The sequence below is a fragment of the uncultured Helicobacter sp. genome (genome assembly GCF_910577135.1).
Taxonomy (GTDB): domain Bacteria; phylum Campylobacterota; class Campylobacteria; order Campylobacterales; family Helicobacteraceae; genus Helicobacter_C; species Helicobacter_C mastomyrinus.
Genome location: NZ_CAJTLL010000007.1, coordinates 41,775 through 57,934 on the forward strand (window position 1 = coordinate 41,775; position 16,160 = coordinate 57,934).

Genomic DNA, 16,160 nt, shown 5'->3' on the forward strand with positions numbered 1-16,160 from the left:
TGCGTATAATCACCAAATGAAGCGCGGTTACAAGTATATTCTTTAGGCGCGGAGCATGGATTCATTCTACACGAGCAAGACCTTTTGCAAGTGTGGATTAGCACTCCGTGCGAATGTGGCGATTACATCGCAGCAGCAAAGGCATAATAGACTAGAGAAGCTACAAATCCAGCTTGTGGGGGGTGAGGGTGTAATAGATGGCGTTTTGCTTTGCTAAATTTTTAAATGAGAGGGAGAGAAATTCATTGTGGGCTATAGCAAGAAAAATAACGTCAAATTGCCTTGAAGGGAGTGAGGGTAGGAGTGAGATATGGTATTGCTCTTGTACATCAGGCGCATTAGCGATAGGGTCATATACGCTTACCTCTACCCCAAATTCCTCAAGCTCTTTTTTGACAAGTGGGACTTTGGAGTTGCGTATATCGGGGCAGTTTTGCTTGAAAGTTACCCCAAGTATGAGAATCTTCGCCCCAAGTATGGCAATATGCTGTTTTATCATTAATTTAATGATTTTCTGTGCGATAAAATGCGGCATAGTGTCATTGATGAGTCTCCCTGAGCTGATTACTTGCGGCACATAACCAATCGCATTCATTTTGTGCGTAAGATAATAGGGATCAATGCTGATGCAATGCCCTCCTACTAATCCCGGTGTGAATGGCAGGAAATTCCACTTTGTCTTTGCCGCTTCAAGCACCTCTAGGGCGTCAATATCCAAATAATCACAGATAATACACATTTCATTGACAAAGGCGATGTTTAGGTCACGTTGAGCGTTTTCGATGATTTTTGTCATTTCAGCGGTTTTGATTGATGAGACGCGATGTGTTCCAGCTGTGATGATTGAGGCATAAAGGGTATCTACAAATGCCGCTGCTTCATCGTTGCTACCTGAAGTAATTTTGCGGATATTGCTTAGGGTGTGTATGCTATCGCTAGGATTTATCCGCTCGGGTGAGTAGCCAAGATAAAAATCGCTATTAAGATGAAGTGATGAGGTAAGCTCAAGCATAGCTCTGCATTCATTTTCCGTGCAGGTGGGGTAGGTGGTGGATTCATAAATAACGATATTGCCTCTTTGCAAAACTTTACCTACCATTTCACTTGCGCCCAAAAGCGCGGAGAGGTCGGGGACTTTGTATTCATCAATGGGCGTAGGCACACAAATAATATAGACATTTGCTTCTACAATATCACAAAGTGTGCTGCTAAAGGTGCAATGAGAGCGGAGAATCTCTTCCTTAGAGACTTGCTTTGTCTCATCAATGCCTTTTTGCAAGGATTCTATACGAGTGGGATTAATATCAAATCCAATGGCATTATAACGTTTACTAAATGCGATAAGCAGTGGCAACCCTACATAGCCTAAGCCAATCACGGCAATGCGGATAGTATCTAACTGCGGTAGTGGAGCTAACATTATAGTCTCTCAATTCTATCGCCAAGAAGGCGATATACGCTGTTATCGTAGCTATCGTGTGCAATGAGTGTATCATCAAAGATAAGACATTTTCCTGCCTTATCTACCCAACCAATATGCTTAGCGGGATTCCCCACATAGAGGGCAAAATCTGGGATATTTTTTGTAACGACACTTCCTGCACCTACAAAAGCATATTCACCAATCTCCACACCGCATATAATCGTGCTATTTGCGCCAATAGAAGCGCCAAGTTTGATAAGAGTGCGCTTAAACTCGCTTTTGCGGGAGATGAAAGCGCGAGGATTGATGACATTAGTAAAAACAACGCTTGGTCCTAAAAACACATCATCACCAATCTCTACTCCTTCATAAATGCTGATGTTGTTTTGTGCCTTGAGGTTATTGCCAATACTTACATTTGGTCCAATCATACAATTTTGCCCAAAGGAGCAGTTTTGTCCAATCACGCTACCGCTTAGAATATGGCAAAAATGCCATATTTTGCTACCTTCCCCGATACTCACGCCCTCATCGACTATGCTTGTAGGGTGGATAAAATATGCCATTATAGAAACCTTGCGCTTAAGGGGTGATATTCGCCCTTTAAGCCAATGGGCGTAGCGTGGCGGATTTGATGGATAAGCTCAATGGCTGCTTTTGTATCAAGTAGGCTAAAGCCTTTGCCATTTAGAATATTTGCATAGCTTTTTGTGTGTAAATCCTCGAAGCCTTCGCTAAAGGCAAATTCCTCTCCCTCTAAATGCAAGGAGCGATACACTCTTTTTTGCTTTGCTCGGCATTCATCGGGCAGGTGTTGCTCATCAATGGAGAGAAACCATCGCACTCTAGCGTGTTCTAAGACTAGAAATCCACTCGCACTAGATTCATTATAGGTATGCACGATACTCTCCTTGAGTGTGCCAAAAATCCACAGAAGCATATCAAAAAAATGCACCCCGATATTTGTCGCTATTCCGCCACTTTTACTCTCATCACCCTTCCACGAGTGCGTATACCATTTGCCCCTAGCGCTAATATAGCTTAAATCAATATTAAGTACCTTTTGTGAATCTTGCTTTAAAAGGCTTTGAATGTGATCTCTAAGGGCAATGATACTTGGGTGCAGGCGAAGCTGTAAGATGGTATAAATACGCTTTCCGCTTTCTTTTTGGGCTTGGAGTAGGGCGTCAAGATTCCACGGATTTAGCACGATGGGCTTTTCACAAATGGCGTAAGATTCATTACGTAAGGCAAGACGGATATGCGTATCGTGCAGGTGATTAGGGGAGCAAATGCTGATATAATCTAGCGGTGTGTTATTACATTTAAGCTTATAGAGATACCTCTCAAATCGCTCGCCTTGTGTAAAAAAATCCGCTTGAGGAAAGTAGCTATCGAGTATACCTACTGAATCGTGCGTATCAATAGCACAAATAAGTGTGCCATTGTTTGCCTTGATGGCTTTGAGATGTCTAGGAGCGATAAAGCCCCCAACGCCAATAAGCCCAAAAGTTTTACTCATAGTAATATGAGGCTATTTTACCTCAAAATGCACAGGGTCTGGAACAAGAGTTTTAAAATTAGGCAAATCTCTACTTGCTTCTGTGCGGGAGGTATAAGGCCCAATGAGGTATTTTGTGGTAGGCTGTCCATTTGAAGTGCCTGCATAAACGCGATAGCTATAATTGCTGATTTGCTTTAAAAACTCTGCACTTGGTTTATTAGCAAACGAACCTACTTGCACATAGAATCCTTTTTCTGCTACTTGCCCATTTTTAGATGTGTCCATACGCGGAGTGGAAACGTCTTCAAAAATATTAGGAATGCTCTTTTGGTTTGTCGAAGCTGGCTTAGCAGGTGCAGTAGGCTTGGTAGGTGTTGTAGGATTCTGTGGTGGCTTGGCTGGTTGTGCGGCTGGCTTTGGTGTTGGCTGTGCAGTAGGTTTAGCTGGAAGCACTGGCTGTGCAGCTGGTTTTGGAGCCTGAGCAGGTTGTGGATTCTGTGCGGGTTTAGGTGTTGGAGCAGGCTGTGGCGATTGAGGTGTGGGTTGTGTGTTTTGCGCTATTTGAGGATGAGTATCTCCTTGCTCACGTTTGCGAATATCATCAAGTATTTGTTGAAATTCATCAATTTCCCCTGAAGGATTATTACCAAGTGGGACATTCTCAAAACTTGAATCTAGAGGATCTCTAATGGGTGTTAAGCCATTATTTGCCGCTGTGTGTTTTTCATGTGTTGTATCTTCAGAAGCAAAAAAGATGCTTACACCAATTACGATGCACAAAAAAACTAATGCCATCGCAATCATCATCATAAGTTTTTTAGTTTTATTTTCTCTTTGCAAATCATCATCATTGATTAAAATGTCATTGAGTTCTCGTTTTGTTTCCATTTTTACTCCTTTAAAGTAGTTACATATGCCTTGCCCAAGACGATCCACGCTCCTTAGCATAGACGTCATAAGGTAGAGCGAGAATATTGAAATTAGAGGGCATTTCATCATTGGGAAATACTCTCCATTCTTTAGGGCAATGTTGAGATAATTTTAACGAAAGTGTTTTAGCCAAACGTTTACCTTCATTGAGTTCAGTATGTCCTTTATGCACATATAAATGGAGATGTCCGGGCGTTTTGGAACAAAATGCAGTAAAGTTTAAAAATCCTTCTTCGCGCAAAAGCAGTTGAGCACGATGATAGAATCTCTCTGGATTACGCCCGTTATAATCAAATACGATATTCTCTACTTTTTTACCTTTAGCCAAAAGCAGAGAATGGGCTACTATAAGCTCTTTACGAAAATGTTTGCCAATGAGCATAGAGGTAAGCATTGCATCAACTCTCTCATACTTATCATATAGAATCCGCCCCATATGATTGACTTTGCTCCCTAACCCATTAACGCGTCTGTAATAATGCGATGTGTCCATCTTGATGAGCTTAAGATCCATTTCTGTCACGACTTACCCCCTAAAAAATTGGTCGTTCATAGATTCTAAAATCTTTGGCAAAATCTTTGACTTGAGATTTAATTGTTGTCTGTAAGTTGGTATTGTGAATATCATCAAGTATATCTGCTATCCTCTCTGCAATCCATTCAAACTCTTTTTCTTTCATACCTCTTGCGGTAAGAGCAGGAGAACCTATCCTTATACCGCTTGTAACAAAAGGAGAGCGGGTCTCACCCGGAACAGTGTTTTTATTAATTGTGATTCCGGCATTGCCTAAGGCTAAATCCGCGTCTTTGCCGCTAAAATCGTTATTTAAGAAGCTCATTAGCACAAGGTGATTATCGCTTCCGCCACTTACAAGGTTGTATTTACGCTTAATGAGGATTTTTGCAAGTGCTTGGATATTTGCTTTGACTTGCTTTGCATACACTTTCCATTCGGGCTTGAGATTTTCTTTGAAACCTACTGCCTTACCCGCGATTACGTGCATAAGTGGTCCGCCCTGAATCCCGGGAAAGACAGCCTTATTGATTTTGGCTATTAGCTCCTCATCGTTGGTGAGAATCATTCCGCCCCTTGGTCCTCGCAAGGTCTTATGTGTGGTTGTAGTAACGATGTGGCAATGTGGGAAGGGATTAGGATATTCTCCCGCTACGACTAATCCAGCAACGTGGGCAATATCTCCCATAAGGTAGGCCCCTACAGAATCTGCGATTTCACGCAATCGTTTAAAATCAAGCTCACGTGTATAGGCAGAAAAGCCGCATACTAAAATATTTGGCTTCACTACTTGGGCTTGAAGAGCGAGTTTGTCATAATCAATATATCCATTAAGCTCCACGCCATAGAAAAAACTTTGATAAAGTTGCCCTGAAGTGCTTACCTTCGCCCCGTGTGTGAGATGCCCTCCGTGGCTTAAATCCATACCTAGAATCTTATCATAAGGCTTTAAGAGTGCTGCATACACTGCTGCATTTGCCTGTGAACCTGAATGAGGTTGCACATTAGCAAAAGCGGCACCAAAGAGCTTTTTAGCCCTCTCAATGGCAATCTCCTCGATTTTATCGACAAACTCGCAACCTCCATAATAGCGTTTGGATGGATAGCCCTCAGCATATTTATTGGTAAGAATGCTTCCCATAGCCTCCATAACGCTAGGAAATGTGAAATTTTCACTCGCAATCATCTCTAGATGGTCATTTTGTCGTTGTAATTCTTTTTCTATTAGCTCAAATATCTCACTATCTTGGTCTTGGATTAAATAACTCATTTGCCCTCCTTATGCTCTATGATGTTGGTTTGGGTATCTTTTGAGGATATTATATCAAAGTTTGGCTTAGTTGGCTTTAATGCAGGAAATAAAATTACATCTTTAATTGTTTTTGCATTGCATAAAAGCATTACCAATCTATCAATGCCTATACCCTCTCCCGCTGTGGGTGGCATACCGTGTGCTAATGCCCATACATAGTCTTCGTCCATATATTGAGCCTCTTCATCACCTGCATCCTTTGCCTTAACCTGCTCTTTAAAACGTTCTAGCTGGTCTAGAGGGTCGTTGAGTTCACTAAATCCATTGGCGATTTCTCTCCCACCGATAAAAAGTTCGAATCTATCTGCGATCAAAGGATTCTCATCATTACGTCTTGCGAGGGGGCTAATGTCAATGGGGTATTGTGTAATAAAAGTAGGATTGATAAGTTTATGCTCTACAAACTCATCAAAAGCCTCGGCTAAAAGTTTGCCATAGCCCATAGATGTATCGACTTTGAGATGTTTTGCTTGGAGGTGGGCTAAGAGTGCATTTTTATCATTTATAATCTTTTCATCTAAGCCGCCTATATTTATGAGTGCGTCTTTATAACTCATAATGCTCCATTGGTTAAAATCAATGTTATCTTGATTGTAAGTTAGAATTTTAGGGAGTTTGAGGGAGTTAAAAAGAAAGTCAAAAAGTTCTTTAGTGAGAGTGATTAAATCCTCATAGGTTTTATATGCCCAATAAAATTCAATCATACTAAACTCGGGATTATGAGAGTGGTCCATACCTTCATTGCGAAAGTTGCGATTAAGTTCAAATACGGCTTCAAATCCCCCTACAATAAGCCTTTTGAGATAGAGCTCAGGTGCGATACGCAAATATCTATCCACATCAAGGGCATTATGATGAGTGATAAAAGGACGTGCATTCGCCCCACCCGGAATAGGGTGAAGCATAGGTGTTTCTACCTCTAAAAAGCCCTTTTTCTCAAAGAAAGCCCTCACACAGGAGATAATTTGACTACGCATTTTGAAAGTCTCTTTTACCTCTTCATTGGCAATCAAATCCACATAGCGCTGACGATAGCGAAGCTCCACATCGCTAAGCCCGTGGAACTTTTCAGGCAGTGGCACAATGCTTTTAGTAAGAATTTGAAAAGAACGCGCGTGTATGCTTAACTCTCCTGTTTTGGTTATAAAGGCATAGCCTTGCACATTGATAATATCTCCTACTTCAAGGATTTTCTTAATGTGTGCAAAATCCTCTCCCACATCGTCTTTTGAAATATAGGCTTGGAGTAAAGCACTCTCATCTTGAATCTTAATAAAACACGCCTTGCCCATCAGGCGGATAAATCTCACGCGTCCTACAATACTTTCATTTTCAGAGTTTTTGGATGAAGATTCTGCAATATCTTGCAATTTAAGATATTGATATTTATCTAAAAATGCCTTATTGCTTAAAGTCCGCGTAGCTTTGTTGGTATAAGGATTAAGCCCTGCTTCTTGCATAAGTTCCTTTTTTTTGATACGTTGTTGGATATAGAAATTTGAAAACATACTTTTATTGCTCCGAGGCGGTTGTGTCGTTGGAATGTATAGAACCATCTGTTGCTTGAGATTCCCCCTCATCTATGTTTTTGATATCTTCTGTATGTTTTTCTTCTGTTTCTTTTGCTTCTAAGTCTTCTTTTGATGAGTGTTGTGTATGAATATTATTAAGATTTTCTTTGATTTCTTGAACTTCTTCAAGATTCATAATGCGTACGGCAAGATTTTTCATTATGGGTAAAAGTGAACTATCACGTTCAATGCTTTGAGACAGATTATTTAGCCAACCTATTTGAGTAATCCCAAAAACAATAATAGAAATAAGTAAAAAAGCTTTAATAAAGGCAAAAACTAAACCTAATATACCATCAAGGAGAGCTAAAGGAGTGATTTTAAGTATACGGAAGAGAGTTTCCCCAATAAGAAGGAATGCAAGCCAAATACAAACCATAAGGATAAGAAAGCCTACAAGCGCATTGAGTTCTGGAGCATTGAGGTCATAGATAGTTTGTGCAAACCATTGCCCTACATTATCATAGAATCGTGAAGCAAAAAATATACCGAGTAAAATGCCTAGTAAGCTTGCTAACCCACGTATGATACCTTGCCAAAACCCTTTGATTGAAAGCAAGATAAGTAAAACTAAGATTCCTATGTCAATATAGCTCAATGTATCCATTTGCGGTAATCCTTTAAAATTCAAAACTATTTTGAGCGCTTTTCGTATGCAGTTTAGATTTTGCTTCCTTAAAAATATCGTTCAGTAGAGATAATGTTTTACTTACTCTTAAACTTTATATGGAGGCAAACCCTTGGATAGCTCATAAATTGCCTCAAAATGTCATCTTAATATCTCTAAGGGTAAGATATTCAAAGAATGTGTGATAATTCTCCAAGATGTTGAGAACCTTGGTTTTTATTAGGTATTAAGATAACGATATATTAAACGATTTTGCATTATTTTGCAAGAGTTTTAGCTTATTTTTTGGTAAGGTAGTCTAGAATCCTGCGTTTTATTTAGATGATATAGGGAATGCAAACTCGCAAGGAATGGGGCAAGATGGGTATTTTGAAACTATTAGTGAAGAAAATAAAAAATTTTAGCGAACTTGTTAGCTTTGAGCATACTATTTTTTCAAGCAGTTTCATTCTCATCACAATGGTTGTGGGAAGTATGCAGGTATATAGCATTCCGTGGTGTGGATGGGAGACGTTTGTGCTATGTATTTTGGCTCTTATTAGCGCACGTAATTTCGCTATGGGATTTAATCGCTTTAGAGATAGGGATATAGATAAGGATAATCCCCGCACAAGTAGCCGCCCTAGTGTCGATGGGCGTATTAGCCTTATGGGGCTTGTGTGCTTTAATGTCTTTAATGCGCTACTTTTTGTGTTTATCTCTTACTTTGTAAATCCTCTTGCTTTTGCCTTGAGTGTGCCGTTTTTGCTCATTTTAGCCTTTTATTCCTATACCAAACGTTTTAGCGCGATAGCGCATTGGGTGCTTGGGGTGTGTTTAGGCTTGGCACCTATTGCTGGGGTGATTGCTGTGATGGGGGAGATTCCATTATGGAGTGTATTTCTCTCCATAGGTGTGCTGTTTTGGGTGGCTGGATTTGACTTGCTTTATTCCATACAGGATATAGAATTTGATAAGATTCACAAGCTCCATTCTGTTCCGGCTTATTTTGGTGTTGAAAAAACCTTGTGGATTTCGCGCCTATGCCATATCTTTGCCGTGGGGTTTTGGATAGCTTTTGTATATGAGGCACAGCTAGGGCTTATCGCCCAAATAGGTGTAGCTATATCCGCCCTTATGCTTTGCTATGAGCAATATCTTGTAAAACTGCATTTAAAGCATATTCCTAAGGCTTTTTTTGTTACTAATGGCTATTTGGGGATTATATTTTTTGTATGTATTTTGGCAGATTCTATAAGGGAAGCATATGGATTTTAAGAGCATTCTAGTACAAAATGGCATACAAACGCGTCTTGTTCCTTGTGAAATTCAAATCGCATTTGAGCAGCTTAATACGAGTAACGAAGAAATGTTTAAAAAGGAATATATTGCGCTCTCTCAAAATCGCTATGGTTCTATTACTCAATGGCTTAACAAGATTAAGTCTAAAAATCGCACAGAAGATACTGATGAGGTATTATTAGAATTACTTGTGGAACTCTATCAAAAAGTGGAAAATATTGAGCAGATTCTTAATAATAGGGCTACACAATATCTGCGTTTGGCAGGTGAGGGTGTCGCTCATTTTGTGGGGCATAACGTATTATGCACCTCTTCAAGCATATTTGAAGCAGGAGAAAAGTATTATTTGCGTATTTTTTTGCCTGTATTTCCGCAACGTTATATAGGGATTTTTGCTCGAGCTATTGCACCTCAAGTGTTGGTTTTTGAGCAGATTGGGCATAATGATTTGGTAGATTTTGATAGTTTTGTTGTGCAAATGGAACGTTTAATGATTTTAGATTCTAAAAGTTTGTCGAAGGAGTAAGGTAATGTTTGGCATATCAGTAGGCAGTATGAGTATCATATTTTCTTTAATATCCATAGGTATAGTGTGTTATGTTACTTTTTTAAACTATACACGCAACCTTGATATGGCAAAGCGAATTAGACGTTTCGAAAAGGGTATGGAAGATATTAATAATGAGATATTTAAGATTCACAAATGGATTAAAGACAATGAGCTTGAAAGTCAGCTAAGCAGCACTGCCCTTAATACAAAAATCAAAACTGAAAGCATTGATGCGGTAAATAACGCATTAGTAGGTGTGTATCGCCAAGTAGAGATTTTAGAGGCACAAGTCAATAAGGAGCGGGATTATATCGAGGAAAAAATTGTGAGTCTTGAAGAGAGGATTCGAGAATTTAGTTTGTTTCCCACATCAAATACAAATATCAACGAGAAGCGCATTGTCAATATGTTTCGTGATGGGTGGAGCATTGATGCGATTGCTAAGGAAATGCGTTTAAGCAAGGGCGAGGTTGAATTTACACTTAAACTTGCAGATATTAAAGAGTAGTTTGAGAGAGATGTGCTATGATACATAAATCTTCAAGGAGAGTATTATGAAAAAACCCACTTATGCAAAGCGAGTAGAACTCTTACAAGAATCCACAACTATTGCTATTAGCACCCTAGCACGCGAGTTAAAAGCGAGTGGGCAAGATGTGCTTAGTCTTTCAGCTGGTGAGCCAGACTTTGATACGCCTGAGATGATTAAAAATGAAGCCATTAGGGCGCTAAAGAGTGGCTTTACAAAATATACTGCGGTAGTGGGGATTCCAGAATTGATAGAGTCTATTCGAGGGAAGCTTTTACGTGAAAATAATCTACAATATGAGAGCAATGAAATCATTGTAAGCAATGGCGCAAAACACTCACTTTTTAATGTATTTCAAGCTCTCATTAATAATGGTGATGAGGTGATTATCCCCTCTCCATATTGGGTTACTTATCCTGAGCTTGTAACCTTTAGCGGTGGGAAGCCCGTGATTGTGCAAACAACAGAGGCAAATAACTTTAAAATTACAGCCAAGGAGCTAAAAGAGGCTATCACATCTAAAACAAAGATATTTGTTCTTAATACCCCATCAAATCCCACAGGTATGGTGTATAGCAAGGAGGAGTTAGAATCTCTTGCAGAGGTGCTAAAAGATACAAATATATGGGTAGTAAGCGATGAGATGTATGAAAAGCTCGTATATAGTGTGAAGTTTTTCTCCGCTGCGGCGGTAAGTGAGGATATGCTGCAACGCACGATTACCATTAATGGCTTAAGCAAATCAGTAGCGATGACAGGGTGGCGCATAGGCTATCTAGCTTGTAAGGATAAAAAACTTATAAAGTTTATGGATAATTTACAAAGTCAATGTACCTCCAATATCAATTCCATTACACAAAAGGCTTCAGCAATAGCCTTGAAAGGCGAGGTAGATAATGATATAGAGGATATGCGCACTGCATTTGAGGAACGTATGCGCTTTGCTTGTGATGCGATTAATAATATTCAAAGTCTTAATGTCCGCCAACCTCAAGGTGCATTTTATTTGTTTATTAATATCTCTGCATTGCCTCAATATGGCGCAGATTCTATGGGGTTTTGCAAGGCATTGCTTAAGGAGCAAGGCGTAGCACTTGTGCCCGGCTGTGCTTTTGGAATGGAAGGCTTTGTGCGATTATCCTTTGCTTGTAGCTTAGAGGAGCTTGAAGAGGGTATTGCTCGCATAGAACAATTTGTCAAAGCACTTTTTAAATAAAGAATCTTCAAAGTGCTAAAGCATATTTTTCAGACAAGTATATTTCTTTTAGCACTTTGTGTATGTGCGTGGTGGTGCATCGATAGTGATAATACCCCAAGCCCACATATTGATTTCTCAAAGCATACTTTGCATTTACCCGATACTAGCCCTTATAATGTTTATAACGACATTATATATTTTGATATTCCAAATAGTGAGGCTTCTGCTCACGCAAGTGCGATAGCAAATGTAAGCAATGTAAGCGATAAGTATTTGATGTTGCTCTATTTTGCTGGGAGTAGAGAGGGGGCTAGAGATGTGGGGATTTATCAAAGTTTTTTTACCTTTAATAAAAATAACAAAAATGTAAAAGAACAAGATTCGCAAATCGGCAAATGGAGTGAGCCTCAAAAGATTTTAGATGCGCCTTTGCTTTCAAATCTTAGTGGTAAATTTATTAAAAAGCTAGGGAATCCTGTAACCTTTGTAGATACGCAAGGGCGGACACATCTTTTTGTTGTTGGCGTGAGTATGGGCGGGTGGGCGACAAGCAAAATCTATCACCTTATGTTTAAAGATAATCTTTCTAGTTTGCAATACCTTAGAGAATTGCATTTAAGTCCATTTTTGAATTTCTCTCACCTTGTTCGCACGCCTGCTATGCTCAAAGATGATGGCGGATTTATCTTGCCAATCTACCACGAGTTAGCGCGTAAATATCCGCTTTTGCTTGATTTTAATCATCATTTAGATATAGATTCTATCTTTATCCTCCCACCGCAGAATCTCTCCCAGCTTCAGCCGAGCTTTGTCCCGCTAGATAGCCATTCAACCATAGGGGTTTATAGGAATCATAAAGTGCTAAATGATGTGATGCAAGTGATTGAGTGTGCGCCTTTGTGTAAGCATTCAAAGCCAAGCAATTTGCGCAACTATGACGCCTCATCTGTGCTATTTAATGCCCTAGATTCTACATTTTTACTGCACAATCAAAGCTCTCGCCCACAGGGCAATAAACGCGAGGAGCTATGGCTATATATGTTTGATAGGCAAAGCCAAGAGAGCGAATCTATTGACTTTATACCTCTTCTGCGCCTTGATGTGTTGCTTGATAGCGAGGTGTCTTATCCTAGTGTGGCATTAGATAGGGATTTTGCCTATATTGCTTATACGTATGGGCGCAAACATATCCGCGTGAGCTTTGTGCCAAAGAGTATGCTTAAAGCAAAGCTAAAAATAGCAAGTGAGGCTATGCAATGAATCTTGCTGTATGTGTGGCGATAAATATCGTCACTCTTTGTGGCGTGATGTATTTCTCCTGCTTTGTGAATCTAAAGCCTAGTGTGCGATATGCCTTAGTCCTTGTGTGGCTTGTGCTATTTAATATGCCATTATATGAATGGAGTATGTGCGATTATGTCTATGCACTTTTTGATGTGCCAAGCGTTATGCTTGTACTTATAAGTCTATGGTGGCTTGTAGGCTTTATGTGGCAATCTCTAAAGATTCAAAGCCATAGATATGAGAGATTGGCAAATATGAGAATCTTTCCTCCTTTTGTGCAGTGCGTATGGATTATTTTCGGTATCGTGCTTTATATGGGTTTTTTGGGCTTTTGGGGTGTGGATATTTACCATTTAGAGTTTAAAATTTTGGTTTTTATTCTTTGTATTTTGGGCGTTATTGTTTATAGCGTATCCCCATTGAGTGCGTATGGATTAATTTTCTGTATGGTGGCGTATCAATTAGAGATTTTAGGGGATATACATATTGTTTATTATTACATTGACCCTTTTTTGTGGGTAGGGTGTATTCTAGCAGTTTTAATACGCATTTGTAAGCTTTTGATTAAACATTACGGAGGAAAGAATGAAAGATAAATGGCTTGAAAAATTGCTCGTCCAATCCATTTGTTTCGCTATATTTTTATTTGTCTTGTTTTTTGTGCTAAAGCTTTGCTTTGTGCTGTATAGTGGCGTGTATCATAATGCCATAGGGGAAGTAAAGCATTTTGGAGAATATATTAATACCTTTATTAATGGTTTGCGATACGACTCTCGCAATATCGCGGCTTTTAGCATTACATATTTTCTAGTGGGTTTAGTCTTTTTTTGGAGTAATGTACGTTATTTCGTGCTATGGATTTATGCCTTTCTTGTGAGTGTTGTGAGTATTTTTATAGGCATTGCAGAGATTGTATTTTATGAGATTTTTGATGATGTGTTTAATGCTAATCTTTTGGGCTTAATTTTTGATGACCAAAAGGCTATTTTCCATACGGGTATCAGTGGGCAGTATGGAATCACATTTAAGGTTATAGTATGGCTTTTGCTTAGTTTGATCTTTATGTGGGCTTATACAAAGATTTTTGGCTCGATTGCACGTGAATATGGAAACGACCCGCTAAGTTCTATCCGCTCTCGCTCTTATAGGAAAGAATCTTATCTTGTGTGTGGGGTGCTCTTTGTCATATTTGGCTTATTTATGATGATTTGTATCAATTCTGCCTTAAGCTTTAAGGGTGTGAGTTTAGACCAAGTTATCAAACCTGTTGAAAATAACTTTTTACGTAAAGCCTCGCCTGGAGCTTTAAGAGATTTATATCTTGTATATAATGGATATACAAAAATTTCTAATTCTAAATTTAGCGATTACACTACTCAAAGTCCATTAGAAGTGGTGAGGGAATACTTTGGGCTTGATTCTAAAGAGCCTTCTTATAACCTTAAAGACTTACTTGCAAAAAAGGTGAATAATACTACCGGCGGGAAAAAGATAGATTATATATTCTATATCATAGCAGAATCTTTAAGCGAGTGGCACTTTGATGAGGATTTTGATGAGATTGGTTTGACATCGGGGCTAAAGTCTTTGGTAGATGGCAATCACGGTGTGAAGATTGGCATATTTTTGGAAAATGCGGGTTCTACGATTAAAAGTATGGACGTGCATCTCACAGGGCTTTTCCAAACAGAGATTCCTGTCAATTCTATGCTTGGCACATTGCAACCTTTTATCACCGCACCCGGCGAGATTATGAAGGATTTAGGATATAAGAATAACTTTTATTATGGTGGGAGTGGCATTTGGCAGAAGCTTGACCAATACAGCTCTTCACAGGGCTTTGAAAAAATGTATTACAGCACTCACATTATTAATAATGCAAAGCTAAATGATTATTCCTCTCCTTATGAGGGGTTATGGGGGGCGTATGATCATCATCTTTTTGCATTTATAAAGGATAATGTCTTTAAAGAGCGCAACGTCCCTAGTTTCAATATGATTCTCACTACTTCTAATCACCCTCCTTATGATGTGCCTTTGGAGCAGTTTGGTGTGCCGCTTGATAGAATCGAGCAGTTCTTTGCCCATAATGCTAAGTATAAAGACAAAAGTGCGCGATTAATTGGGCATATTTGGTATGAAGATAAGGCTATCACACAATTTATCCGTGAGATTTCTCGTGTGCTACCTAATTCGCTTTTTGTCATTACAGGCGATCATTATGATAGGGAATATCCAAAACAAGGTTTGGCAATCAAAGTAAGCAATGCTGTGCCGTTTATTATCTATTCGCCTATGCTTGAGATAAAAAAGAATACCAATGTCGGCTCACATATTGATATTACGCCAAGTATAGTGGAGCTTGTTGCACCGCATAATTATACATATCATAGTTTTGGTACACCGCTTGTGAGTAATGATAATATCGCACTGAGCGAGAAAAATAGTGCATTGGGATATTTTGCCATAGCCACGGATAGGTTTATTTATAATAAGGATGGCACGATAGAGTATTTTCACGATGGCACAGCACGCAATAATGATAAACAGAGCGCACAAGCACTCTATAAAAAGCTCCAACAAGCCACAGCATTGAGCTGGTGGATTCTCAAAAATGGTTATGAAGTTAAAGAGATACCTTAAGAGTGGATAAAAATCATTGGCTACGTGAGAGTAGCGATGGGAGCTTGAGCGCGTATAATGAAGCATTTGGCGAATGCTATCATAGCTTGAGAGATGGCGCACTGAATGAAAGCCTTTATAAGCATGTTTATCCTGCATTGCAGCATATCCAATCAGTTTTTTTAGAGCTGCCACATATATTATGTGCGCTTGATATATGCTTTGGCTTAGGGTATAACAGCTTTGCTCTTATAGCGACTTTAGCACAGAGAGGCTATAAGGGTAAGCTGAGAATCTACTCTCCCGAGCAAGATAGTGCGATATTTAGCGCATTGCGTGATTTTGCATATCCGCCATTGATGAGCGCATACCACAATGAGATAGATAAGATTCTTTGCTTTTTTGCCCAAAGCCCCTGTAATGTGATAAGTATGTATGCTTTTAAAATAGAGGATATGGAATGTGAAATGTATATTTACAAGGGCGATGCGTTAGATATGTTAAATTCCCTCCCGCAAGAAGCGTTTCATATCATTTTTCAAGATGCCTTTAGTCCAAAGAAGAATCCTGCCCTATGGAGCGAAACATATTTTTGTAGTTTATATAAACTTTTGCACTCACAAGGCATTATTACTACCTATTCTCAAAGCAAGGCTATCCGCCAAAATGCTTATCGTGCAGGACTAAGGGTGTATAATTATGAGAGTGGCATTGTGCGCGGCGGCAGTGTGATGGGCAAAGATGATATTAGACTATCATCTTTAAATGGATTTATGATACAGAATAAAGATGATTTGTAAATGCAGAAATAGCA

16 protein-coding genes are annotated in these 16,160 nt (G+C 39.3%); 8 read left to right on the top strand and 8 right to left on the bottom strand.

Annotated elements, in window-relative coordinates; all coding sequences use genetic code 11:
- Positions 1–160: 160 nt before the first annotated feature.
- The 8 genes from QZ289_RS05110 to QZ289_RS05145 are packed head-to-tail and all read right to left on the bottom strand — an operon-like array spanning position 161 to position 7,861.
- On the bottom strand, positions 161–1,420 hold the full coding sequence (locus QZ289_RS05110) for a nucleotide sugar dehydrogenase (RefSeq protein WP_295699987.1): 1,260 nt from the start codon (positions 1,418–1,420) through the stop codon (positions 161–163).
- Positions 1,420–1,989: an acyltransferase gene (locus tag QZ289_RS05115; protein ID WP_295699990.1), complete on the bottom strand. Its 570-nt coding sequence runs from the start codon at positions 1,987–1,989 to the stop codon at positions 1,420–1,422. Before QZ289_RS05115 ends, QZ289_RS05110 begins: the two co-directional genes overlap by 1 nt.
- Positions 1,989–2,945, bottom strand: a complete 957-nt coding sequence (locus tag QZ289_RS05120) for a Gfo/Idh/MocA family oxidoreductase (protein ID WP_295699992.1) — start codon at positions 2,943–2,945, stop codon at positions 1,989–1,991. The genes QZ289_RS05115 and QZ289_RS05120 overlap by 1 nt, the downstream gene beginning before the upstream one ends.
- 12 nt (positions 2,946–2,957) lie before the next feature.
- Positions 2,958–3,815, bottom strand: a complete 858-nt coding sequence (locus QZ289_RS05125) for an SPOR domain-containing protein (RefSeq protein ID WP_295699995.1) — start codon at positions 3,813–3,815, stop codon at positions 2,958–2,960.
- Positions 3,816–3,834: 19 nt separating this feature from the next.
- Positions 3,835–4,380, bottom strand: a complete 546-nt coding sequence (locus tag QZ289_RS05130; protein WP_295699998.1) for a DUF1882 domain-containing protein — start codon at positions 4,378–4,380, stop codon at positions 3,835–3,837.
- A 10-nt stretch (positions 4,381–4,390) separates the two neighbouring features.
- Entirely contained in the window at positions 4,391–5,641 is a 1,251-nt protein-coding gene (locus QZ289_RS05135; RefSeq protein ID WP_295700001.1) for a serine hydroxymethyltransferase, read from the bottom strand.
- Positions 5,638–7,191 (bottom strand): lysine--tRNA ligase, encoded by a 1,554-nt coding sequence (gene lysS / locus QZ289_RS05140; RefSeq protein ID WP_295700005.1) that lies wholly within the window; start codon positions 7,189–7,191, stop codon positions 5,638–5,640. The genes QZ289_RS05135 and lysS overlap by 4 nt, the downstream gene beginning before the upstream one ends.
- Before the next feature lie 4 nt (positions 7,192–7,195).
- Positions 7,196–7,861, bottom strand: coding sequence for a CvpA family protein (locus tag QZ289_RS05145; RefSeq protein ID WP_295700008.1), 666 nt, complete (start codon positions 7,859–7,861; stop codon positions 7,196–7,198).
- 387 nt (positions 7,862–8,248) lie between these two features.
- On the opposite strand from QZ289_RS05145, the gene mqnP reads away from it, so the two are divergent.
- From mqnP to QZ289_RS05185, 8 genes are read left to right on the top strand one after another with little or no spacing between them, the layout of a single operon-like run.
- Positions 8,249–9,139: a menaquinone biosynthesis prenyltransferase MqnP gene (gene mqnP / locus QZ289_RS05150; protein ID WP_295700127.1), complete on the top strand. Its 891-nt coding sequence runs from the start codon at positions 8,249–8,251 to the stop codon at positions 9,137–9,139.
- Positions 9,129–9,689 carry a hypothetical protein gene (locus QZ289_RS05155; protein ID WP_295700010.1) on the top strand — a complete coding sequence of 187 codons (561 nt, stop codon included), beginning with the start codon at positions 9,129–9,131 and terminating at the stop codon, positions 9,687–9,689. The genes mqnP and QZ289_RS05155 overlap by 11 nt, the downstream gene beginning before the upstream one ends.
- A 4-nt stretch (positions 9,690–9,693) precedes the next feature.
- Entirely contained in the window at positions 9,694–10,221 is a 528-nt protein-coding gene (locus QZ289_RS05160) for a hypothetical protein (RefSeq protein WP_295700012.1), read from the top strand.
- A 46-nt stretch (positions 10,222–10,267) separates the two neighbouring features.
- Complete coding sequence (locus tag QZ289_RS05165) at positions 10,268–11,458, top strand: pyridoxal phosphate-dependent aminotransferase (protein ID WP_295700014.1); 1,191 nt, start codon at positions 10,268–10,270, stop codon at positions 11,456–11,458.
- 12 nt (positions 11,459–11,470) lie between these two features.
- A complete protein-coding gene (locus tag QZ289_RS05170; protein ID WP_295700017.1) occupies positions 11,471–12,700 on the top strand; it encodes a sialidase family protein in 1,230 nt (409 codons plus the stop codon).
- Entirely contained in the window at positions 12,697–13,320 is a 624-nt protein-coding gene (locus tag QZ289_RS05175; RefSeq protein WP_295700020.1) for a hypothetical protein, read from the top strand. Before QZ289_RS05170 ends, QZ289_RS05175 begins: the two co-directional genes overlap by 4 nt.
- Complete coding sequence (locus tag QZ289_RS05180; RefSeq protein ID WP_295700023.1) at positions 13,310–15,367, top strand: LTA synthase family protein; 2,058 nt, start codon at positions 13,310–13,312, stop codon at positions 15,365–15,367. The genes QZ289_RS05175 and QZ289_RS05180 overlap by 11 nt, the downstream gene beginning before the upstream one ends.
- A 2-nt stretch (positions 15,368–15,369) precedes the next feature.
- On the top strand, positions 15,370–16,146 hold the full coding sequence (locus tag QZ289_RS05185; RefSeq protein ID WP_295700025.1) for an MnmC family methyltransferase: 777 nt from the start codon (positions 15,370–15,372) through the stop codon (positions 16,144–16,146).
- Positions 16,147–16,160 lie beyond the last annotated feature (14 nt).